Source organism: Microbacterium sp. NPDC077391 (assembly GCF_040686955.1).
Lineage (GTDB): Bacteria > Actinomycetota > Actinomycetes > Actinomycetales > Microbacteriaceae > Microbacterium > Microbacterium commune.
In genome coordinates, this window is record NZ_JBFBMI010000001.1 from 174,380 (window position 1) to 195,895 (window position 21,516).

The following is a 21,516-nucleotide window of genomic DNA, read 5'->3' on the forward strand; positions in this document are numbered from 1 at the left end:
TGGTCACCATGACCCGAACCTTTCCCGACGGCTTCCTCTTCGGCGCGGCCACCGCGGCCTATCAGATCGAGGGCGCGGCCTTCGAAGACGGCCGCACGGCGTCGATCTGGGATGCCTTCGCGCGCGTGCCCGGAGCCGTCGTCGGCGCGGACAACGGCGATGTCGCCTGCGATCACTACCACCGCTACGCCGACGACGTCGCGCTGATGAAGCGGCTCGGGCTGCAGACGTACCGATTCTCGACCTCCTGGTCGCGCGTGCGCCCCGACGGCGGCCCGGTCAACGCGAAGGGCCTCGACTTCTACAGCCGTCTGGTCGACGAGCTGCTCGAGGCCGACATCGTGCCGTGGCTCACCCTGCACCACTGGGACATGCCGCAGGCCCTCGAAGAGCTCGGCGGCTGGACCGATCGCGACATCGCCGAGCGCTTCACCGACTACGCGCTCAGCGTGCACGACGTGCTCGGCGACCGCGTGCAGCACTGGACCACCATGAACGAGCCGTGGTGCTCGTCGTTCCTCTCGTACACCGCGGGCGTGCACGCGCCTGGGCGCACGAGCATCCGCGACGGCCTTCTCGCCTCGCATCACCTGCTGCTCTCGCACGGTCGCGCCGTGCAGGCGCTGCGCGAGCGGGACTCGTCGCTCGATCTCGGCATCACGCTCAACCTCACCGTCGCCGACCCGGCCGACGTCGACGACCCGGTCGACGTCGACGCCGCCCGCCGCATCGACGGCCAGTTCAACGGCTGGTTCCTGAGCCCGATCTTCCACGGTGAGTATCCCGCCGACATCGTCCGGGACTTCCGCGAGGTCGACCCGGCCGCAGTCGCCGAGTGGCAGGCCGCCGTGCAGCCCGGCGACCTCGAGGTCATCTCCACGCCGCTCGACGCGCTGGGCGTGAACTATTACCACGGCGAGCTGCTGTCGGGGCATCCGCAGCCCGGCGGGGGCGACCCGCACCAGACCGAGGGCCAGCAGCGTGAGACGCGCTCGCCGTTCCCCTCCAAGGAGGGCATCTACTGGGTCGAGCGCGGCCTGCCGCGCACCGGGATGGACTGGGAGGTGCAGCCCGAGGGTCTCACCCGTCTGCTCGTGCGCGTCGCGAACGACTACGCCGGCGATGTGCCGCTGTACGTCACCGAGAACGGTGCCGCCTACGACGACGAGGTGGGCGCCGACGGCGAGGTCGCCGACGTCGAGCGCACCGAGTTCCTGCGTGCGCACGTCGCGGCCACGCTGGACGCCATCGAGCAGGGCGTCGACGTGCGCGGCTACTTCTACTGGTCGCTGCTGGACAACTACGAGTGGGCGTGGGGATACCAGAAGCGCTTCGGCATCGTGCGCGTGGACTACGAGACGCAGCAGCGCACGATCAAGCAGAGCGGTGCGGAGTACGCTCGCATCATCGCCGCGCACACCGGTCGGTGAGCGACGCTGCGCACCGACCCAGCCGACACGCATTCCCGAAAGCACGCACCCTGATGCCCCGAGCCACGATCGAAGAGGTCGCCGCACTCGCCGGAGTGTCGCGCTCGACGGTGTCCAGGGTCGTCAACGGGTCGACGTCGGTCAGCGCCGAGGCGCTCGCGGCCGTGCAGGATGCCATCGCCCAGCTCGGCTACGCCCCGAATCGTGCGGCCCGCTCGCTCGCCAGCCGGCAGACCCACGCGATCGGACTCGTCGTCCCCGAGGACACCACCCGGTTCTTCGGCGACCCGTTCCTGGCATCCGTCGTCGCGGGGATCAGCTCGCGCCTGGCCGAGTCGGAGTACATCCTCAACCTGCTGATCGCGAGCGACGACCCCGACGGCAAGATGACTCGCTTCGTGCGCAACGGCGGGGTGGATGCCGCGATCATCGTGTCGCACCACGCCAGCGACTCGTTCATCGAGCGCATCGCAGAAGCCGTGCCCGTCGTGTTCGGCGGGCGGCCGGCCGTGACGCGCGAGAGCGACATCATCGTCGACGTCGACAACGTGGCCGCGGCGCGCGCCGCGACCGAGCACCTCATCGCGCTCGGCCGCCGGCGGATCGCGACCATCACGGGCACGATGACGATGGCGGTGAGCGCAGACCGCCGCGACGGGTTCCTCGCGGCGCTGGCGGATGCCAGCCTGCAGAGCGTCGGCGAGATCGACGGCGACTTCAGCGAGCACGGCGGGGCAGAGGCCGCGCGTCTGCTGCTGCAGCGCGACGAGCAGCCGGACGCGATCTTCGTGGCGAGCGATCTGATGGCCCGCGGTGCGCTCGGCGTGCTGCGCGCGGCGGGGCTGCGGGTGCCGGACGACGTCGCGATCGTCGGCTTCGACGACTCCCGGGTGGCCGAGTCGACCGACCTCACCAGCGTGCGCCAGCCGATGTTCGCGCAGGGGGAGATGCTCGCAGACATGGTGGTCGACCTGCTGGCGGGCAGGCGGCCCGAGGCGCTGACGATCCTGCCCACCGAGCTCGTGGTGCGCGGGTCGGCACCCGCCGTCTGACACGCACCCCGGATGGACAGCCGCACACGGGTTGGGTAGACAGGCGGTATGGCATCCATCGACCTCAACTCCGACCTCGGCGAGAACTCCGCCGAGCGCGTGGTGAGCGATGACGCGGCGATGCTCGAGATCGTGACCAGCGCGAACGTGTCGTGCGGCTTCCACGCCGGCAGCGCCGAGGGCATCCGCGACACTCTTACTGCTGCCGTGGCGAACAGGGTCGCGATCGGCGCGCACCCCGCGTACCGTGACCGCGAGAACTTCGGGCGCACGCCGCTCGAGCCCGAGTCGCGCGCGCTGCAGGCCGAGGTGGAATACCAGCTGGGCGCCCTGATGGCCCTCGCCGCGGCCGTCGGCGGCCGGGTCGCCTACGTCAAGCCGCACGGGGCGCTGTACAACACGATCGCGCGCGACGAACGACAGGCCCGGGCTGTGGTCGCGGCCGTGCGCGCCGTCGACCCGGCGCTGGTGATGCTGGGGCTGGCCGGCGGGGTGGTGCTCGACATCGCCGCGGGCGCGGGACTGCGAACGGCCGCCGAAGCCTTCGCCGATCGGGGCTACCTGCCCGACGGCACCCTCGTTCCGCGCACGCAGCCGGGGGCCGTCCTGCACGACCCCTCCGTCGTGGCGCGGCGGATGGTGCGTTTGATCGAGTCGGGTGTCGTGCGGGCGGTCGACGGCACCGATGTGCGCATCGACGCGCAGTCGATCTGCGTGCACGGCGACAGCCCCGGAGCGGTGACGATGGCGGCTGAGACGAAGCGGATGCTGCAGGGCGCGGGCATCGAGATCGCCCCGTTCGTCGTGGTCTGAGCGGGTGAGCGCATGCGGGTGCTGACGGCGTCGGATCGGGCGGTGCTCGTCGAGTGCGCCGACCTCGACGAGGCGATGCGCATGCATCGCGCTTGGGCCGACGTGCCGGGGGTGATCGAGCGGGTGCCGGGGGCGCGCACCGTGCTCGTGCGGTTCGATCCGCTGGTGACATCGGCGGCGGAGCTGGCCTCCGCGCTTTCGGCGACCCGTGCGGACCAGGTCCAGCTCGTAGCGGGGCCGGAGGTGGTCGTGCCCGTCCGATACGACGGCGACGACCTCGCGGACACGGCGAGACTGCTCGGCGTCTCTGTCGACGAGCTCGTGCGCCGGCACGGCGCCGCACACTGGACGGTCGCGTTCTCGGGCTTCGCCCCCGGCTTCGGCTACCTCGTCGGCGACGACCCGCTGTTCGACGTGCCGCGTCGCCCGTCGCCGCGCACCCGCGTGCCCGCGGGGTCGGTGGCTCTCGCCGGCCGGTTCAGCGGGGTGTATCCGCGGGAGACTCCGGGCGGCTGGCAGCTGATCGGCACGACGGATGCCGTGATGTGGGATGTGCACCGCGACCCACCCGCCCTGCTGGTGCCCGGCGCTCGCGTGCGTTTCGTCACCGCTGATCGGGTTGCGGTGTCGGCCGTGGTGTCGGGGACGTCGGATGCTTCAGCCGCAGAGCGGAGCGTCGGCGTGCGGCACGCGGATGCCGGTCCGAACGGTCCGGCATCTCCCGCGCCCGCGCTCGAGGCGCTGAACCCGGGGCTGCAGCTGCTCGTGCAGGATCGGGGCCGCCCCGGCCTCGCCGCGCTCGGCGTGCCGGCATCCGGAGCTGCCGACCAGATCGCCATGCGAGACGCGAACCGCGCCGTCGGCAACGCCCCCGAGGCAGCGGTTCTCGAGGGCGTCGGGCCTTCCGCCGTCCGCTTCCACGGTGCCGGGGTCGCGGTCATCACAGGGGCCGAGGGCGAACTCGCGGTGACCGGCGCCGGCGGTGCCACCCGCCGCATCGGGCACGGCGTTCCGTTCGCCGTCGCCGACGGCGACGAGCTGCACATCGGGGCACCCATGTGCGGGCTGCGGTTCACGATCGCGGTGCGCGGGGGCATCCGGATGCCGGCAGAGCTGGGCAGCCGTTCGACCGACACTCTCTCGGGCATCGGTCCGGCGCCGCTGCGAGCGGGCGATATGGTGCCGCTGGGAGACGCCGCGCCGAACGCGGTCGAGCCTGCGCCGCTGCCGCGCGAGCTGCCTGCGGCGGGCGGCCTCGTCGTGCTCGACATCACGCTCGGCCCCCGGCGCGACTGGTTCACGGCGACCGCGGTGCGCCTGCTCGGCGAGCAGGAATGGACGGTCACGGCGCGCTCCGACAGGGTCGGCATGCGACTGCACGGCGAGCGGCCGCTCGAGCGCGCGATCCTCGACGAACTGCCCAGCGAGGGGGTGGTGGACGGAGCGATCCAGGTGCCGGCCGACGGCCAGCCCGTGGTGTTCGGGCCCGATCATCCGATCACGGGCGGCTATCCGATCATCGGCGCCCTGACCGACGCCGTGCGCGATCTGGCGGCTCAGCTGTCGCCCGGCGTGCGCATCCGCTTCCGCGTGGCGTCGTGAATCACTGACCCTCGGTGTCCAGAGACGGCGTGGTCAAAGGCGACGCGCCGCGTCCGCGCCGTTTCGTCAGAGACTTCCCGCGTCTCCCACCGAACCGGCGCTGCGCCCGAACCGGCGCGCTACGCCCGACCGGCGCGCTCCACGCGGCCGGCGCGCGAGAACAGCAGCTCGACAGCCGCCTCGACGGTCGCTTCGAGCACGTCCTCGGGCTCGCCGTCCAGGTCGAGCCTGCGGTGCCCGGCCTCGTCGCGCGTCGCCCATCCGAGGAACACGGTCCCCGCGGGATGCCCGTCTTCGGCATCCGGACCACCGACCCCGGTCGTCGAGACGCACAGGTCTGCGTCGAACAGTTCACGGGCGCCTCGGGCCAGCTGCTCCGCGCATCCGGCGGAGGTCGGGTCCTGATCGGCCGGGAACCCCAGCACGCGCTCCTTCACCTCCGGCAGGTAGGCGACGACGCCGCCGCCGAACCAGGTGCTCGCCTCGGGGCCTGCGCCGATGGCACTGGCCAGAGCGCCGGAGGTCAGCGATTCGGCGACCGCGACGCGCAGATCGCGGCGACGGGCGAGATCAGCAAGAGGCGTGACATCGAGCATGCGCCGACGATACCGCCCAGACCGGATGCCCCGCGGGGCCTTGACAGACCCGGGGGAGGAGCGCTCAGCAGCCGTGCCGGACGCCCCAGAACAGGAGAACACGCGAGCGCAGGTGGATTCCCCGGGGAATGCACCTGCGCTCGCGTGCTCTCCTGCGCCCTGTGAGGGCCGCTGCCCGCGTCAGGCCGGGTCGCCTCCGGGGGCGCCCACGCCGGCGAGCGGCTTCGGGTCGTCGGCGCCCGAGCCGCGCAGTCGCGCGATGAGGTTGCCGAGGTGGTAGATGAGGATCGCGCCGATCGTCGCCAGCACGATTCCGCCGAGCTCGAAGCCCGACTCCGGATCCTTGATCATGAACCCGCCGACCGCGACGATCAGGCCGACCGCGGCGGTGTACTGGTTGACCGGGCGCGAGAAGTCGACGCGGTTGTCGACCCAGATCTTGATGCCGATGACGCCGATCAGTCCGTACAGGGCGGTGGTGATGCCGCCGAGCACGCCGGCGGGCACCGAGTTGATGACCGCGCCGAACTTGGGCGACATGCTGAGGAGGATGGCGGTGATGCCGGCCACCCAGTACGCGGCGGTCGAGTAGACGCGGGTGGATGCCATGACGCCGATGTTCTCGCCGTACGTGGTGGTTCCCGAACCGCCGAAGAAGCCGGCGAGCGAGGTCGAGATGCCGTCGGCGATGAGCGCCTTGCCCGTCTGCTTGTTGATCGCGGGATCCTCGACCATGGTGGCCACGCCGCGCACGTGTCCAACGTTCTCGGCGATCAGCACGAGCACGACGGGAAGGAACATCGCCATCGCCGACCAGGTGCCCGGGGTCGCGAAGTCGGGCAGGTGGAACGTCGGGAAGCCGATCCAGTCGGCCGTCTCGACGTTGCTGAAGTCGAGCTCGCCGCGGATGCCCGCGAACACGTAGCCCGCGATCACGCCGAGGAAGATCGAGATGCGCCCCAGGAACCCGCGGAACACCACGGCGAACAGGATGGTGATCGCGAGGGTGAAGGTCGCCGTGATCGGCGCCTGCTCGTAGTTGCCGCGCGCAGCGCCGGCGAGGTTGAACCCGATCAGCGCCACGATCGTGCCGGCGAGCACCGGCGGCAGGAAGCGGTCGACCCAGTGCACGCCCACCGTGTGCACGACGACGCCGATGAGGGCCAGCAGCACGCCGACCGCGACGATGCCCGCGAGCGCCGAGCCCATGCCCGCCGATGCCGTGGCGGCGGTGACCGGGGCGATGAAGGCGAACGAGGATCCGAGGTAGCTGGGGAGCTTGTTGCGCGTGATCAGCAGGAACAGGATCGTTCCGACGCCGCTGAACAGCAGCGTGGTCGGCACGGGGAAGCCGGTGATGATCGGAACGAGGAACGTCGCACCGAACATGGCGACGACGTGCTGCACGCCGATCGCGATGGTCGCCGGCCAGTTCAGGCGCTCTTCGGGGCGGACGACGGCGCCGGGCGCGACAGTGCGACCGTTGCCGTGGATGTTCCACAGCGGCATGGGGGCTCCTCGGGAGTCGGGATCAGGGCCGAGGAAACCCTACCGCCCCGGATGCCCGGCATCCGGCGTGCGACGAACCGGGGGGGCCGACACTCCAGATGTCGGACGGTTTCCGTGAATCGGGCCGACATCTGGAGTGTCGGCCCCCGAAGTGGTGGCGGGTCAGGCCGTCAGGCGGCCGATGAGCGCGCGGTACCGGTCGGCGGTCTGCTCGACGATGTCGGCGGGCAGCGCCGGCGGCTCGCCCTGCCTGTCCCAGTTGGTCGCCAGCCAGTCGCGCACGATCTGCTTGTCGAAGCTCGCCATCCGCTCTTCCGGTGTCGTGCCGGATGCCCAGGCCGCGGCGTCCCAGTAGCGGGACGAGTCGCTGGTGAGCACCTCGTCGGCCAGGCGCAGGATGCCGTCGGCATCCACCCCGAACTCGAACTTCGTGTCGGCGAGGATCAGGCCCTTCTGCTCCGCGATCTCCGCGGCGCGACGGTACAGCGACAGCGACGCGTCGCGCAGCTGGTCGGCGCGCTCCGCACCGACCAGCTCGACCACGCGCTCGAAGGTGATGTTCTCGTCATGCTCGCCGAGCGGGGCCTTGTAGGCGGGGGTGAACAGGGGCTCCGGAAGGCGGTCGCCGTTCTGCAGGCCTGCGGGCAGCGGGATGCCGCACACGGTGCCGTGCGCCGCGTACTCGGCCCACCCGGTGCCGGTGATGTATCCGCGCACGACGCACTCGATCGGCAGGATCTCGAGTGCCATCGCGAGCATGGCGCGCCCCGCCACGGCATCCGGGATCTCGCCCTCCGCGAGGTGGTTGGGCACGTCCGAGAGCTGGTCGAACCACCAGTCGCTCAGCTGGGTGAGCAGCTCGCCCTTGTGCGGGATGCCGGGGGAGAGCACGAAGTCGAACGCGCTCACCCGGTCGCTGGCGACGACGAGGATGCGGGTGTCGGCCGGGTCTTCCGACGCGTACAGGTCGCGGACCTTGCCGGAATACAGGTGCCGCCAGCCGGGGATGCTCTGTGCTTCGCTCACGCACCCATCTTCCCACCACGCAGGAGCGGATGACGGAGGTGCGCCGACGTCGGCGGGCAGGAGTAGCGTTGCCGGGTGACTTCGACTGACACGGCCCGCACCGCGACCCGCAGCCCCTGGCCCGCGCTGTGGGCGCTGGTGATCGGCTTCTTCATGCTGCTGGTCGACACGACGATCGTCTCGGTCGCCAACCCCGCGATCAAGGCGGCGCTCGACCCCGACACCAACAACCTCGACAACGTCGTGTGGGTGACGAGCGCGTATCTGCTGGCCTACGCCGTTCCGCTGCTGATCACCGGTCGCCTCGGCGACCGGTTCGGGCCGAAGAACATCTACCTGATCGGACTGGCCGTCTTCACCCTGGCGTCCCTCTGGTGCGGACTGTCGACGACCCTCGACGGGCTCATCGCCGCACGAGCCGCGCAGGGACTGGGGGCGGCCTTCATGACGCCGCAGACGATGGCCGTCATCACCCGCACCTTCCCGCCGCAGCGCCGAGGCGCGGCGATGGGGCTGTGGGGCGCGACGGCGGGCGTCGCCACGCTGGTGGGCCCGCTGCTGGGCGGCGTGCTGGTCGACGCCTTCGGGTGGGAGGCGATCTTCTTCATCAACATCCCGGTCGGCATCGTCGGATTCGTGCTGGCGTGGATGCTCGTGCCGAAGCTTGACACGCATCCGCACCGCTTCGATCTCGTCGGCGTCGTGCTCAGCGCGCTCGCGCTGTTCCTCATCGTGTTCGGACTGCAGGAGGGCGAGGCGTACGACTGGGGCACGATCGTGGGGCCCATCTCGGTGTGGGGTCTGATCATCGCGGGAGTGATCGTACTGGTGCTGTTCATCGTGCAGCAGGCGATGACCAAGACCGAGCCGCTGGTGCCGCTGGAGCTGTTCCGAGACCGCAACTTCTCCGGCGCGAATGCGGCGATCGCGGTCGTCGGCTTCGCGGTGACGGGCATGTCGCTGCCGTTCATGTTCTTCCTGCAGCTCGCGCGCGGCCTCTCTCCCACCCAGGCGGCGCTGCTGATGATCCCGATGGCCGTGCTCTCGGGTGCTCTCGCACCGGCCGCCGGCAAGCTGCTCGACCGGATCGATCCGCGGTGGATCCTCATCCCCGGCCTGCTGTGCGTCGCCGGCGGGCAGCTGTGGAACGCGGCGCTGATGAACATGGACACCCCGACCTGGATGTTCCTGCTGCCGTCGGCCGTGCTCGGCATCGGCAACGCGGGCATGTGGGGACCGCTGGCCACCACCGCGACCCGCAACCTGCCGATGCGCCAGGCGGGTGCCGGCGCGGGCATCTACAACACCACCCGCACGATCGGATCGGTGGTCGGCTCGGCCGCCATCGCCGCCTTCATGCAGTCCCGCCTGGAGGCGAACCTGCCGGGCCTGTCCGACGCTCCGGCCGGTCTCGGTGGCGGGAGCGGGATGCCGCAGCAGATCGCGGAGGGCTTCGCGGCGGGCATGGCGCAGGCGATGCTGCTTCCCGCATGCGTCCTGTGCATCGCGCTGATCGCGGCGCTCTTCCTCGGGCGCGCTCGAGCCGACGAGGCGCAGCCCGCGCACTGATCTGACGGCCGCGCCGTGCATCCGACTCAGCGGAAGAGGGCGATGCCCGCCTGGCCGATGAGTGCGAAGATGATCGCCCAGATGATGATCGAGATGATCTGCCAGACGATCACCGCGTTGCGGCTCGCGCCGAACGACACCATCATCCCCGAGGTGATCTGGCTCGGCAGCACGGTCTGACCGAGCAGGCTGACCCCGGGAACACCGAACCGATCGAACATGCGCTTCACCTTCTCGCGTCGCGGCGAGGGGGCATCCGTCGCGGCATCCGCACCCCGTCGGGCGAGCACCTTCTGCCGGGCGGCGGCGGCGATGAAGACGAAGACCAGCATGGAGATCACGTTGCCGACGACGGCGGCGAGCACGGCGATCGGGAGCGGCACCCCCGCGATCGCACCGATGAGGGTGCCGAAGTACGACTCGATGAAGGGGATCGCCGCGGCGAGCATCACTCCCGCCCATTGCAGCCACAGGGGAAGGGACTGGGTGAAGTCGACGAGTGCGTCCTGCATGGTGGTCTCCTGAGGGTGTAAAGCATGTTTGACATGACAAGCATGCTTGACATTGTTCTGATCTGTCAAGTCGGCTTTACATTGCGATGTCGGCGGCCTACCTTTGAAGCGTGCAGAGCAGGGTCAAAGAGCTGAGAACCGCGCGTGGTCTCTCGCAGCAGGCGCTCGCGACCGCGGTCGGGGTCTCCCGCCAGACCATCAATGCGATCGAGACCGGCCGATACGACCCCTCGCTGATACTCGCCGTGTACCTGGCTCGGCATTTCGGCTCGACCGTTGAGGAGGTCTTCGATGTCGACTCGTGACGATGCTGCAGTCGAACAGGCCCGCCGCCGCTGGCCCATGTCGCGCACCAACACCGTGCTGGTGGCGGTGCTGGCGGTGGGTGCGCTGGTCTGCTTCGTGCTCGGCCAGACGATCGCGGCGGTGGCGCTGCTGGTAGGCGCGATCGGCGGTGCGCTCGGCGCGATCTTCGCCCGGCGCGGCACGTCAGGCGATCTCGAGCGCGTGAACGCGCTGGAGTACGCCGACGAGCGCGACCGCACGGCGGCCACGAAGGGACTCGCCGCCGTCGGAGTCGTCGCGCTCGTGCTGTGCACGGTGCAGCTGGTCGTGCACGCGGTCGTCGACACCGACCCGGTCTCGCGCTGGACGGCCATCGCGCTCTACTTCGCGCTGGTGATCAGCTGGTTCGCGGCGAACTGGTACTTCGTGCGCCGCGGCTGAAGGCGCCGCCCACACGTGATGGGATGGCAGGATGACGATCTCGCTGGCATCCCCGTCCCTGTCGCTCTTCGACTCGTGGTCGGAGACAGTCGGAGAATTCGGTGACGTGCACATCGACGGGGCCGGTCTCGAGCGTGGCCGGGCAGCCGACCGGGCTGCATGCGACGCGTCGGTCGAGAAGGCTGAGCTCTATGCCGACCCGGCGGCCACGCTGCCTGAGGGGCATGTCGCCTGCGACTACCTCTGGATCCTCGACGACGGTGAGGTCGTCGGCTTCATCGCCTTCCGGCGCGAGCTGAACGCGTGGCTGCGACAGCACGGTGGGCACATCGGCTACTCGGTGCGCCCGTCGCGTCGTCGACAGGGCATCGCCCGCGCCGCACTCGGTCTCGTGCTCGACCGGGCGCGCGCGGCCGGGTACGACCGCGTCATGCTCTCCTGCGACGACACGAACGGCGGCTCCTACCGCACCATCGAGAGCGCCGGCGGCGAGCTCGAGGATGTCATCGACGAACCGGGTGCCGAGGCATCCGGCAACCGCTTGCGCCGGTACTGGATCGCCCTCTGACGCATCCGGGACGGATGTCGGCGAAAACCACGGATATCGGTCGGAACGGCTTGATCTCGGCGACATCCGTGCAATCGACCGACATCCGTCCTCGGTCCGCGCGCCGACAGACCCGCGCATTCTGCGGGATGTCGGGCAGAGTGTGACCATGAGGCTTCTGCGACTCGCACGGCTGTACCCCCTGCTCGCCGGAGGCGTGCTCGCCACCATCGCCGTGACGCTGCTCTCGCTCGCCGGCCTGCACGACGCGGGCCGCTGGATCGCGACCGTCGCCGTCGGAGTGGTGATCGCGATCACCGCCTGGGACATGGTGCGCGACATCCTGCGCGCGCATTTCGGCCTCGACATCCTCGCCCTCATCGCCATGGTCGCCACCCTGCTGGTCGGCGAGTACATCGCTTCACTCGTCATCGTGCTGATGCTGTCCGGAGGAGAGGCGCTCGAAGACTACGCATCACGCCGGGCGGCCCGCGACCTGACCGCCCTGCTCGACCGCTCGCCGCAGACGGCGCATGTCGTCGAGAACGGCACCGACGCGTCGACGCGCGACGTCCCCGTCGGCGAGGTCGTGCCCGACATGGAGCTGCTGGTGCGACCGTCCGAGATCGTCCCGGTCGATGCCGTGCTGCTCAGCGAACGTGCGAGCTTCGACGAGTCGTCGCTGACCGGGGAGAGCCTGCCCGTCTCGCGCGTAGCCGGCGAGGAGGTGCTCTCGGGGGCGGTGAACGGCTCGAACGCCGTGCGCGTCCGCGCCCTGCGACACAGCGCAGACAGTCAGTATCAGCAGATCGTCGCTCTGGTGCACGAGGCGCAGCAGAGCAAGGCGCCCACGGTGCGCCTGGCCGACCGGTTCGCCGTGCCCTTCACGCTGGTCTCGCTGCTGATCGCCGGCGTCGCCTGGTGGATCGCCGGCGACCCGCTGCGCTTCGCTCAGGTGCTCGTGCTCGCGACTCCGTGCCCGCTGCTCATCGCCGCCCCGGTGGCCTTCCTGGGCGGCCTGTCGCGCTCGGCGAAGGAGGGGGTGATCGTCAAGGGCGGTGGCGTCATCGAGCAGCTCGCGCGGGTGCGCTCGGCGGCGTTCGACAAGACCGGCACGCTGACCCAGGGCCGGCCCGAGCTCGTCGAGGTGCGCGCCGCCGACGGGATGGATGCCGATGAGGTGCTGCGCCTCGCGGCATCCGCAGAGCAGTACTCCAGCCACGTCCTCGCGGAGGGGGTGCGCCGCGCGGCGGTCGACCGCGGGCTGCGGCTCGCACCGGCCGCGTTCGCCGAGGAGATCGCGACCAACGGCGTCACCGCCACGATCGAGGGGCGTGCCGTGGTGGTCGGCAAGCCGGCGTACGTCGCCTCGCTCGCCCCCGACACGAGGCGCACCGAGCTCGTGTCGGGTCAGCTCGCCGCGTACGTGGCCATCGACGGGCGCTTCGCGGGTGCGCTCGTGCTGGCGGATGCCGTGCGGCCCGAGGCCGCGGCGGTCGTGGCCGGGCTGCGTGCGAGAGGTGTGGGGCGGATCGCCATGCTCACCGGCGACGCCGAGGCGACGGCAGCGGCGATCGCCGCGCCGCTGGGGGTGACCGAGGTGCACGCCGAGCTGCTGCCGGCGCAGAAGGTGACGCTGGCCGCCGAGATGGCGCCGCGCCCGCTGCTGATGGTCGGCGACGGGGTCAACGACGCGCCGGTGCTGGCCGCAGCGGACGTCGGCGTCGCGATGGGCGCGCGCGGGTCGACGGCCGCCGGCGAAGCGGCGGACGCGGTCGTGCTGAAGGATTCGCTGCTGCCGGTGCTGCGCGCCGTCGAGATCGGACGGCACACGCTGCAGGTCGCCTACGCGGCGATCTGGATCGGCATCGTGCTCAGCGTCGGTCTCATGCTCATCGCCGCGACCGGAGTGATCCCGGCGGTGGCGGGCGCCTTCATCCAGGAGCTGGTCGACCTCGCCACGATCCTCTACGCGCTGCGCGCGCTCACCGGCCCGAAGCCGCGCTAATCGACTACTCCGCGACGCGCGCGGTTCGCACGGATGTCGGCGAGAACCACGGATGTCGGCAGGAATCAGCTGATTCCGCCGACATCCGTTCATGTCGCCGACAGGTGTGCGACGGGGGGAGTCTGCTACTCGGCGACGCGTGCCGCGATGTCGTGACGGTAGTGCGCGCCGTCGAGCGAGATCCGGCCGATCGCCTCGTAGGCACGGGCCCTGGCATCCGCGAAATCGGACCCGGTCGCCACGACGTTCAGCACCCGCCCGCCGGTCGCGACGAGTGATCCGCCCGGGGCGTCGGGAGCGCCGGTCGCGGCGTGCACGATCGAGACGCCGTCGACGGATGCCGCATCGGCGAGCCCCTCGATCATCCGCCCGGTCTGCGGCGCCTCGGGGTAGCCCTCGCTGGCGAGCACCACGGTGATCGCGACGTCTGAGGAGAACCCGGGCTGCGGTTCGTCCTCGAGTGTGCCGGATGCCGCTGCCAGAAGCAGTCTGGACAGCGGGGTGCGCAGGCGCGGCAGCACCACCTGTGTCTCGGGGTCGCCGAAGCGCGCGTTGAATTCGATCACGCGCACGCCGGCGGGGGTGAGGATGAGTCCGGCGTAGAGCAGCCCGATGAACGGGGTGCCCTCGGCGTCGAGCTGACGCACCACGGGCAGCGCGACCGTGTCGGTCACCTCGGCGACGAACGCCTCGACGCTGCCGAAGTCGTCGGCCAGCCACGGCAGCGGCGAATAGGCGCCCATGCCGCCGGTGTTCGGTCCGCCGTCGCCGTCGAGCGCGCGCTTGAAGTCCTGCGCGGGGCTCAGCGCTCGCACGGTGTCGCCGTCGCTGAGGAAGAAGAGCGACACCTCGGGGCCGGTGAGGAACTCCTCGATCAGCACGGGGCCGGCCGGCAGGTAGTGCTCGGCGTGCGCCAGGGCCTCCGCGCGGTCGGTGGTCACGATGACGCCCTTGCCCGCCGCCAGACCGTCGGCTTTCACGACGTGCGGGGCGCCGAGGTCATCGAACGCGGCCTCCACCTCTGCCTGCGTCGATGCGCGCACCGCGCGCCCCGTCGGCACGCCCGCGGCATCCATGATCCGCTTCGCGAACGCCTTCGAGCCCTCGAGCTGAGCGGCGGCGCGACCGGGACCGAACACCGGGATGCCGCGCTCGCGCAGCACGTCGGCCACACCGGCGACCAGAGGCGCCTCGGGGCCGACCACGACGAGGTCGACACCGCGCTCGTTGGCGAACGCCGCGATCGCGGCGCCGTCGAGCTGGTCGAGGTCGACGAGGGTGGCGTCCTGCGCGATTCCGGCGTTGCCGGGGGCGGCGAAGATCTCGTGATCGTCCGCTTCGGACCGCAGGGAGAGGATGATCGCGTGCTCGCGCGCGCCCGAGCCGAGGACGAGGATCTTCATGCGGCCAGCCTACCGGCGCGGCCTCGCCCGACTCAGACCATGACGCGGCTCAGGAGCGGACACGAGTCGGACGGCCCCGGGTCAGACGGAGACGGGTCGCTCGACCGCTCGATCCCAGGGCTGCGCCCAGCCGGTCGCCTGGAACAGCGCGTCGAGGATGCCGGCCGTGAAGCCCCACACGATCGTGCCGTCCACGTCGAACGCCGGTCCGCGGTAGGTGTGGCCGTCCCGCCGCAGCACCGCGGTGAAGCGGTGGGCCGGGTCGACGAGCTGGGCGACGGGCACGCGGAACACCTCGACCGTCTCGGCGTGGTCGACCGCGGCGACCCGTGACGGCTCGCGCCACCAGGCGAGCACCGGAGTCACCAGGAAACTGCTCACCGCGAGGGGGATCTCGGGCAGCGACGCGAGCACCTCGACGCCCTGCGGGTCGAGTCCGGTCTCCTCCTGCGCTTCGCGCAGCGCGGTGGCGACGGCGTCGGCATCCTGCTCCTCGTACCCGCCACCCGGGAACGACACCTGCCCCGGGTGCGACGACAGGGTGGCCGAGCGACGCTGCAGCAGCACGTCGAGGTCGGCCGACACCGTCTCGTCGTCGGCGCGCGCCGGGATGCTGTCCAGCCGGCCGAACAGGATCAGCACCGATGCCGGCCACACGTCGTCGACGGGCATCGGCAGGCGCGGCGTCCACTCGTCGGCACGGGCGGCCGCCGCGAGCAGCTCAGCGCGCGCGCCGCGCATCTCGTCAACAGAACCGGTCATCGCTCTCGAGCCTAGGCCCGCGGTGCCCAGCGATCGCTGAGCGCGGCTTAGCCTGGTGGCATGCCCGCACGCAGGATCGACACGGCCGCAGGACGAGACGCGCTCGCGACGGTCGCCGCCGGCGGGGCCGCCCGCGCGGTGACGGCGATGGCGGTGCGCTATCTGCTGCAGCTGCTCGACGAGAAGGCGCCGGGCAACAGCGTCGAGGTGCGGGTGCCGCCGTTCGGCGCCGTGCAGGTCGTGCAGGGGCCGCGACACACCCGCGGCACACCGCCGAACGTGGTCGAGATGGACGCGAGCACGTGGATCGCTCTTGCCACCGGGGCCGAGCGGTGGGCGGATGCCGTGGCCGCCGGCCGCGTGGCGGCATCGGGAACCCGCGCGGACCTCTCCGACCTGCTGCCGCTGCGCCCCTGAGTCGCGCGCGCTGCAGGCCCGCGCACAGCGAGTGCGTGGGAGAATGGGAGCATGTCCGGAACAGCCAGTCACTCGACCGTCGAAGCGACGATCCGCCCCGTGCCGCGCTACGGCGTCTTCATGGTGACGGGCGCCGTGCTGGGGATCATCGTCGCGGGCATCCTGACGCTGCTCGGCTCGTACGAGCCGTCCGAGGTGCTCGGCGTGGTCTACCCGCCCGGACAGGTATTCGGCTTCGCGCTGCTGTGGACGGTTCCGATCGGCGTCGCACTCGGCGGCATCATCGCCGTCGGCCTCGACCGCGCCGCCCGCCGGCATGCTCGCGTCGTCACCGTCGAGCATGAGCGCGTGGTCGCCGACGACGGTCAGATCTAGGCGAGCTCGGCGATCACCGGGCGCATCGCCGCGTCGAACGCCACCACGTCACGCCGCAGTCCGTCGGTGACGGCGACGCTCAGCGAGCCGATCCACCAGATGCCGCGCTGCGTGAACGGCAGAACCTGAACGTTCAGCTCGAACGAGTGCGCGCGTCTGCCTATCTCGCGCTCGAACTCGGCGATCGCACTGGCGTAGGCGCGGTACGACCCGCCGGATGAGCTGACCGAGTCGACGTATCTGTTGTGCGCACGCTGCGCGTAGTGCAGCACGGTCTGCGCGTGCGGGATGATCGCGTCGCGCAGATCCTCCGCGCCGGTGGACGGCAGCGCGATGAGGGTGTCGAAGCCCTCGACGAGCTCCAGCGGAACCTCCGAGCGGTGCGCGCGCGGCTCGACGGTCATGTCCCAGTACTCGCGCCACTGCTTCTCGAGTGCGTCGTCGACCTCGGTCGCGTCGGGCCGGCGCACCTCGAGTCCGCGCAGCGCCGGCAGATCGTCGGGGGCCCGGATGCCCAGCAGCTGCCGCAGTGCGAGCGCGACCAGCACCGAGGTGCCGGCGTCTTCGCGGATCAGCCACTGCGGCTTGTCGACCATGGCCCCATCGTAGGGTCCTTCATGATCTTGCGCGCGGCTCTTGCGGCCCGCGTCGCGGCGGGTGCTCTGTCGGCGGGTGCTCGCCGGCGGGTGCTCCGCCGACGGGTGCGCCTCAGCGGCGACGGGAGAGGATGCGGCGGTGCAGACGCTCGCGACTGCGGGAGGGCGGACGCGTGGCATCCACCAGTGCCTGTCGAGCCGCGGCGAGGCTGGGGTAGCAGCCGATGCGGCGGCTGTGGCGGTCGTGCACGACGTGGGCGGTGTCGTCGACGGTCACGAAGCCGGCGAACTCGCCCCGGCTCGTCGCGACGAACACGTCTTCATCGGCCTGACGCCAGGCCAGCTCTGCGGGTTCGGTGTCGGCCGCAGGGTCGCGGTCGTGAATGGGCGCGCCGGAGCGCGCGGAAGTATCGGTACTGCTCATGGTCTCTGGTCTGTCTGCGGGCAGCATGCTGCCGGCGGTGATTCGATCGGGGCGCCGAAACCCGCATCGGTGCGGATCGGCCACTCATGCCCGGCCTGGATGTGTGCGCTGTGCCGGTGAGATACGGCGGAATGTCGCGCAACCACCCATATTAGCAGGTCACCGTGCCGGAGCGCGCCGACGGGCTCGTCACGAGGGGGCAGGGGCCCCCGCGTGCCGGTACGCTGTACTGGTGGCAGACTCCCCCACCAATCCCTATGCTCAGGCCGGTGTCGACACCGCCGCCGGCGATCTCGCCGTCGAACTCATGAAGGCCTCCGTGCGCGCGACGCACGGGCCCGAGGTGCTCGGGGGTGTCGGCGGCTTCGCGGGCATGTTCGACGCCAGCGCGCTGCTCGGCTACCGGCGTCCGCTGCTGGCCAGCAGCACCGATGGCGTGGGCACGAAGGTCGCGATCGCGCAGGCCATCGACAAGCACGACACGATCGGGCAGGACCTCGTCGGGATGGTGGTCGACGACATCGTCGTGGTCGGCGCCAAGCCGCTGTTCATGACCGACTACATCGCGTGCGGCAAGGTCGTCCCCGAGCGCATCGCCGACATCGTGCGCGGCATCGCCGAGGCGTGCTCGGCGACCGGCACCGCCCTCGTCGGCGGCGAGACGGCCGAGCATCCGGGCCTTCTGGGTCCGCGCGACTACGACGTGGCGGGCGCGGCGACCGGGGTCGTCGAGGCGGATGCCATGCTCGGCGCGCACCTCGTGCAGGACGGCGATGCCGTGATCGCGCTCGGATCGAGCGGACTGCACTCGAACGGGTACTCGCTCGTGCGGCACATCGTCGCGAACGCGGGCATCGGCTACGGAGACAACGCGGCCGACCTGGGCGGCACGTGGGGAGAGGCTCTGCTCGAGCCGACGCGGCTGTACACGACGCCGCTGCTGACGCTCCTCGAGACGCTGCCCGGGGCGGTGCACTCGCTGAGCCACGTGACCGGCGGGGGGATCGCCGCGAATCTCGCGCGCGTCCTGCCCCAGGGCAGCTGGGCCGAGGTCGACCGCTCGACGTGGACGCCCAACCCGGTGTTCCAGGTGCTGGCCGACATCGCGGGCACCCCGATCGTCGACACCGAGGGCACGTGGAACCTCGGCATCGGATTCCTCGCTGTCGTCGCCGCCGACAAGGCGGAAGCTGCGATCGCCGCCATCGGCGCGCAGGGCATCGCCGCCTGGCAGGTCGCGACCGTGCACACGGGCGCGCGTCCCGCGGGCGGGTTCGAGGAAGGCGCCAAGGGCGTCGACGGCGGAGCGGTGCGCCTGGTGGGCGCGTACGCGGACGGAGTGAAGTAACACCCATGTGCGGCATCGTCGGAATGGTCGCAGGCGGCCCGGTCAACCAGGACATCTACGACGCCCTGCTGCTGCTGCAGCATCGCGGGCAAGACGCCACGGGCATCGCCACCGCAGAGCCCAACGGCGTCATGCACATGGCGAAGGCCGAGGGCATGGTGCGCGAGGCGTTCCGCACCCGCGACATGCGGTCGCTGCTGGGCACCATCGGCCTGGGGCACGTGCGCTACGCCACCAAGGGCACCGCGTCGAGCGAGGAGGAGATGCAGCCCTTCTACGTGAACGCGCCGTACGGCATCGTTCTCATCCACAACGGCAACCTCACCAACACCCGTGAGCTCACGGCCGACATGGCCGACCGCTACCGTCGCCACCTGAACTCGTCGAGCGACACCGAGCTGCTGCTGAACGTGCTCGCCGGCGAACTGCAGACCTCGACCTCCACCGTCGACCTGGACCCCGAGCGCATCTTCGAGGCGGTCGAGCGCACGCACGCCCGCATCGAGGGCGCCTACGCGGTCATCGCGATCATCGCCGGGTACGGTCTGCTCGCGTTCCGCGACCCGTTCGGCATCCGTCCGCTCATCCTCGGTCGCCGTGCGGCCGGCACCCCCGGTGGCCAGGACGAATGGGTCGTGACCAGCGAATCGCTCGTGCTCGAGAACGCCGACTACGAGATCGTGCGCGAGGTCGAGCCGGGCGAGGCGATCTTCATCTCGAACGACGGTGAGCTGTTCACCCGCCAGTGCGCCGAGAACCCGCAGCTCGTGCCGTGCGCGTTCGAGTACGTCTACCTCGCCAGGCCCGACTCGGTGATGAACGGCGTCTCGGTGTACGAGTCGCGCCTGCGCATGGGCGACAAGCTCGCCGACACCATCGCCAAGCACGTGCCGCTCGATGAGATCGACGTGGTCATGCCGATCCCCGACTCGTCGCGTCCCTCGGCGATGGAGGTCGCCCGCAAGCTCGGCAAGGAGTACCGCGAGGGCTTCTACAAGAACCGCTATGTCGGTCGCACGTTCATCATGCCCGGGCAGGCGGTGCGCAAGAAGAGCGTGCGCCAGAAGCTCAACGCGATGTCGGCGGAGTTCCGCGGCAAGAACGTGCTGCTGATCGACGACTCGATCGTGCGCGGCACCACCAGTCAGCAGATCATCCAGATGGCCAGGGATGCCGGCGCGAAGTCGGTGATCTTCGCGTCGGCGGCGCCGCCGGTGCGCTATCCGCACGTGTACGGCATCAACATGCCCTCGAAGCACGAGCTGATCGCACACGGGCGCACCATTCCCGAGATCGCCGAGGAGCTCGGCTGCGACCGCATCGTCTATCAGGAGGTCGACGATCTGAAGGCGGCGATCATCGAGGGAACCGACCTGACCGACCTCGACATGAGCTGCTTCGACGGACGGTATGTCACCGGCGCCGTCACGCCCGAGTACCTCGCCTGGGTAGAGCAGTCGCAGACCTCGTGATCGGCCCGCGGCCGCTCTGGCGCGGCAGGGTGCTGGCCGTGCTCGGGATCCTGCTCTGCGCCTTCTCGCTGCGCTCTGCCGTCGCCTCGCTCTCGCCCGTCGTCGACCTGATCGGCGAGGACTTCGAGGTGTCGTCGGCCGTGCTCGGTGTGATCGGCACGCTGCCGCCCGCGTGCTTCGCGGTGTTCGGCATCCTCACCCCGATGCTCGAACGGCGGCTGGGCATCGAGCGGCTGACGGTCATCGCCCTGACCGCCGTCACCGTGGGGCTCATCGGGCGCAGCCTCGCGGTCGACGCGATCGGCCTGCTGGTGGGCACCGCGGTGGTGTTCGCCGGGGTGGGCATGGCCAACATCCTGCTGCCGCCGCTGGTCAAGACGTACTTCGCCGACCGCATCGGGCTGATGATGACGGTGTACACCGCCACCATGGCGTTCTCGACGTTCGTGCCGCCGCTGCTCGCCGTTCCCGTGGCGGATGCTGCCGGCTGGCGCTTCTCGGTGGCGATGTGGGCTGCCTTCGCCTTCGCCGGAGTGATCCCCTGGCTGGTCATGATGCTCCGTCCCGGCGCTCCGGCCGCCGCCGCGACGCCGGCGTCCGACCCCGCGGATGAGGACACCGTCTTCTCCGCCACGGGACCGATCGCCACCGCGCCGAGCAACCGACGTCTGTTCGCCCGTCTCGCGCGGATCCCTCTGGTGTGGGCGCTGGCGATGACCTTCGGCACCTCGTCGACGATGGCGTACGTGTCGTTCGCATGGCTGCCGTCGATCCTCATCGACACCGCAGGGGTGGATGCCGCGACCGCCGGCTTCCTGCTGTCGCTGTGGGCGTTCATCGGCCTGCCCGCGTCGCTCATCGTGCCCGTGCTGGTCGTGCGGTTCCAGGCCACGCGGCCGCTGTTCGTGTTCGGGTCGCTCTCGGCTCTCGCCGGGCTGCTGGGCATCATGCTCGCACCGGTGCCCGGGCTGCTCTGGCTCTGGATGACCCTGTTCGGCCTGGTCGGGCTGCTCTTCCCGCTGGCGCTCGTGCTGATCAGCATCCGCACCCGCACCCCCGAGAGCGCGGTGCTGCTGTCGAGCTTCGTGCAGAGCGCCGGCTACGTGCTCGCCGCGATCTTCCCGGCGCTCGTCGGAATCCTGCACGACGCGACCGGCGGCTGGAGCATCCCGCTCATCGCCGTCGCCGCCGTGCTCGTGCTCACCTTCCCCGCCGGACTCGTCGCGGGTCGCCGCGTCACGGTCGAGGACGAGTGGGAGCGCCGGCACGGACGCTGGTGAGCACCGGTCTTCCGGCCCGAACGACGACGAAACCCTGGCCGACGCGGCG

At 70.8% G+C, this 21,516-nt stretch carries 22 protein-coding genes; 14 read left to right on the plus strand and 8 right to left on the minus strand.

The genetic code is table 11. The features are described 5' to 3' along the window. Positions 1-8 precede the first annotated feature (8 nt). The 4 genes from AB0O65_RS00830 to AB0O65_RS00845 are packed head-to-tail and all read left to right on the plus strand — an operon-like array spanning position 9 to position 4,897. The gene (locus AB0O65_RS00830) at positions 9-1,430 is read left to right on the plus strand and encodes a GH1 family beta-glucosidase (protein ID WP_363382232.1); all 1,422 of its coding nucleotides are present in this window, start codon (positions 9-11) and stop codon (positions 1,428-1,430) included. A gap of 53 nt (positions 1,431-1,483) precedes the next feature. Next, positions 1,484-2,482, plus strand: coding sequence for a LacI family DNA-binding transcriptional regulator (locus AB0O65_RS00835; protein WP_363382234.1), 999 nt, complete (start codon positions 1,484-1,486; stop codon positions 2,480-2,482). Positions 2,483-2,530: 48 nt separating this feature from the next. After that, the gene (locus AB0O65_RS00840) at positions 2,531-3,295 is read left to right on the plus strand and encodes a 5-oxoprolinase subunit PxpA (protein WP_363382237.1); all 765 of its coding nucleotides are present in this window, start codon (positions 2,531-2,533) and stop codon (positions 3,293-3,295) included. Between the two features lie 12 nt (positions 3,296-3,307). Continuing rightward, positions 3,308-4,897, plus strand: a complete 1,590-nt coding sequence (locus tag AB0O65_RS00845; protein WP_363382239.1) for an urea amidolyase family protein — start codon at positions 3,308-3,310, stop codon at positions 4,895-4,897. Between the two features lie 119 nt (positions 4,898-5,016). On the opposite strand, the gene AB0O65_RS00850 is transcribed toward AB0O65_RS00845, so the two are convergent. The 3 genes from AB0O65_RS00850 to AB0O65_RS00860 all read right to left on the minus strand — a co-directional run bounded on the left by AB0O65_RS00850 (position 5,017) and on the right by AB0O65_RS00860 (position 8,028). Further along, positions 5,017-5,493 carry a nicotinamide-nucleotide amidohydrolase family protein gene (locus AB0O65_RS00850; protein WP_363382242.1) on the minus strand — a complete coding sequence of 159 codons (477 nt, stop codon included), beginning with the start codon at positions 5,491-5,493 and terminating at the stop codon, positions 5,017-5,019. 180 nt (positions 5,494-5,673) lie between these two features. Then, positions 5,674-7,002, minus strand: a complete 1,329-nt coding sequence (locus AB0O65_RS00855; RefSeq protein WP_363382245.1) for a solute carrier family 23 protein — start codon at positions 7,000-7,002, stop codon at positions 5,674-5,676. A gap of 162 nt (positions 7,003-7,164) precedes the next feature. Beyond that, the gene (locus tag AB0O65_RS00860) at positions 7,165-8,028 is read right to left on the minus strand and encodes a phosphoribosylaminoimidazolesuccinocarboxamide synthase (protein WP_191712247.1); all 864 of its coding nucleotides are present in this window, start codon (positions 8,026-8,028) and stop codon (positions 7,165-7,167) included. 75 nt (positions 8,029-8,103) lie between these two features. On the opposite strand from AB0O65_RS00860, the gene AB0O65_RS00865 reads away from it, so the two are divergent. Continuing rightward, entirely contained in the window at positions 8,104-9,597 is a 1,494-nt protein-coding gene (locus tag AB0O65_RS00865) for a DHA2 family efflux MFS transporter permease subunit (protein ID WP_318247195.1), read from the plus strand. Between the two features lie 26 nt (positions 9,598-9,623). Here AB0O65_RS00865 and AB0O65_RS00870 read toward each other — a convergent pair whose 3' ends face one another. Then, positions 9,624-10,109: a hypothetical protein gene (locus AB0O65_RS00870; RefSeq protein WP_071642184.1), complete on the minus strand. Its 486-nt coding sequence runs from the start codon at positions 10,107-10,109 to the stop codon at positions 9,624-9,626. A 110-nt stretch (positions 10,110-10,219) separates the two neighbouring features. On the opposite strand from AB0O65_RS00870, the gene AB0O65_RS00875 reads away from it, so the two are divergent. The 4 genes from AB0O65_RS00875 (at position 10,220) to AB0O65_RS00890 (ending at position 13,390) form a co-directional block, all read left to right on the plus strand. Continuing rightward, on the plus strand, positions 10,220-10,414 hold the full coding sequence (locus AB0O65_RS00875) for a helix-turn-helix transcriptional regulator (RefSeq protein WP_363382249.1): 195 nt from the start codon (positions 10,220-10,222) through the stop codon (positions 10,412-10,414). After that, complete coding sequence (locus tag AB0O65_RS00880; protein WP_363382252.1) at positions 10,401-10,835, plus strand: hypothetical protein; 435 nt, start codon at positions 10,401-10,403, stop codon at positions 10,833-10,835. Before AB0O65_RS00875 ends, AB0O65_RS00880 begins: the two co-directional genes overlap by 14 nt. A 31-nt stretch (positions 10,836-10,866) precedes the next feature. Further along, complete coding sequence (locus tag AB0O65_RS00885; RefSeq protein WP_363382254.1) at positions 10,867-11,403, plus strand: GNAT family N-acetyltransferase; 537 nt, start codon at positions 10,867-10,869, stop codon at positions 11,401-11,403. Positions 11,404-11,551: 148 nt separating this feature from the next. After that, the gene (locus tag AB0O65_RS00890) at positions 11,552-13,390 is read left to right on the plus strand and encodes a heavy metal translocating P-type ATPase (protein ID WP_363382257.1); all 1,839 of its coding nucleotides are present in this window, start codon (positions 11,552-11,554) and stop codon (positions 13,388-13,390) included. Between the two features lie 125 nt (positions 13,391-13,515). On the opposite strand, the gene purD is transcribed toward AB0O65_RS00890, so the two are convergent. After that, positions 13,516-14,793, minus strand: coding sequence for a phosphoribosylamine--glycine ligase (purD, locus tag AB0O65_RS00895; RefSeq protein ID WP_363382259.1), 1,278 nt, complete (start codon positions 14,791-14,793; stop codon positions 13,516-13,518). An 81-nt stretch (positions 14,794-14,874) separates the two neighbouring features. Further along, a complete protein-coding gene (locus tag AB0O65_RS00900) occupies positions 14,875-15,555 on the minus strand; it encodes a CoA pyrophosphatase (RefSeq protein WP_071642189.1) in 681 nt (226 codons plus the stop codon). Positions 15,556-15,615: 60 nt separating this feature from the next. Here AB0O65_RS00900 and AB0O65_RS00905 point away from each other — a divergent pair, with 60 nt between their 5' ends. Next, a complete protein-coding gene (locus tag AB0O65_RS00905; RefSeq protein ID WP_363382262.1) occupies positions 15,616-15,972 on the plus strand; it encodes a sterol carrier family protein in 357 nt (118 codons plus the stop codon). 51 nt (positions 15,973-16,023) lie between these two features. Next, the gene (locus AB0O65_RS00910) at positions 16,024-16,347 is read left to right on the plus strand and encodes a potassium transporter Trk (protein ID WP_363382265.1); all 324 of its coding nucleotides are present in this window, start codon (positions 16,024-16,026) and stop codon (positions 16,345-16,347) included. Here AB0O65_RS00910 and AB0O65_RS00915 read toward each other — a convergent pair. Continuing rightward, positions 16,344-16,943 (minus strand): zinc-binding alcohol dehydrogenase, encoded by a 600-nt coding sequence (locus tag AB0O65_RS00915; protein WP_071642192.1) that lies wholly within the window; start codon positions 16,941-16,943, stop codon positions 16,344-16,346. The two genes, AB0O65_RS00910 and AB0O65_RS00915, sit on opposite strands and share 4 nt — an antisense overlap. 112 nt (positions 16,944-17,055) lie before the next feature. Further along, positions 17,056-17,367 carry a hypothetical protein gene (locus AB0O65_RS00920; protein WP_143187160.1) on the minus strand — a complete coding sequence of 104 codons (312 nt, stop codon included), beginning with the start codon at positions 17,365-17,367 and terminating at the stop codon, positions 17,056-17,058. 232 nt (positions 17,368-17,599) lie between these two features. Here AB0O65_RS00920 and purM point away from each other — a divergent pair, with 232 nt between their 5' ends. Genes purM through AB0O65_RS00935 form a run of 3 tightly spaced genes read left to right on the plus strand, consistent with a single transcriptional unit; the run spans position 17,600 to position 21,467 of the window. Then, on the plus strand, positions 17,600-18,715 hold the full coding sequence (gene purM / locus AB0O65_RS00925) for a phosphoribosylformylglycinamidine cyclo-ligase (RefSeq protein ID WP_363382269.1): 1,116 nt from the start codon (positions 17,600-17,602) through the stop codon (positions 18,713-18,715). 5 nt (positions 18,716-18,720) lie between these two features. Then, positions 18,721-20,187: an amidophosphoribosyltransferase gene (gene purF, locus AB0O65_RS00930; protein ID WP_191712237.1), complete on the plus strand. Its 1,467-nt coding sequence runs from the start codon at positions 18,721-18,723 to the stop codon at positions 20,185-20,187. Next, positions 20,184-21,467, plus strand: coding sequence for an MFS transporter (locus AB0O65_RS00935; RefSeq protein ID WP_363382272.1), 1,284 nt, complete (start codon positions 20,184-20,186; stop codon positions 21,465-21,467). Before purF ends, AB0O65_RS00935 begins: the two co-directional genes overlap by 4 nt. Positions 21,468-21,516 lie beyond the last annotated feature (49 nt).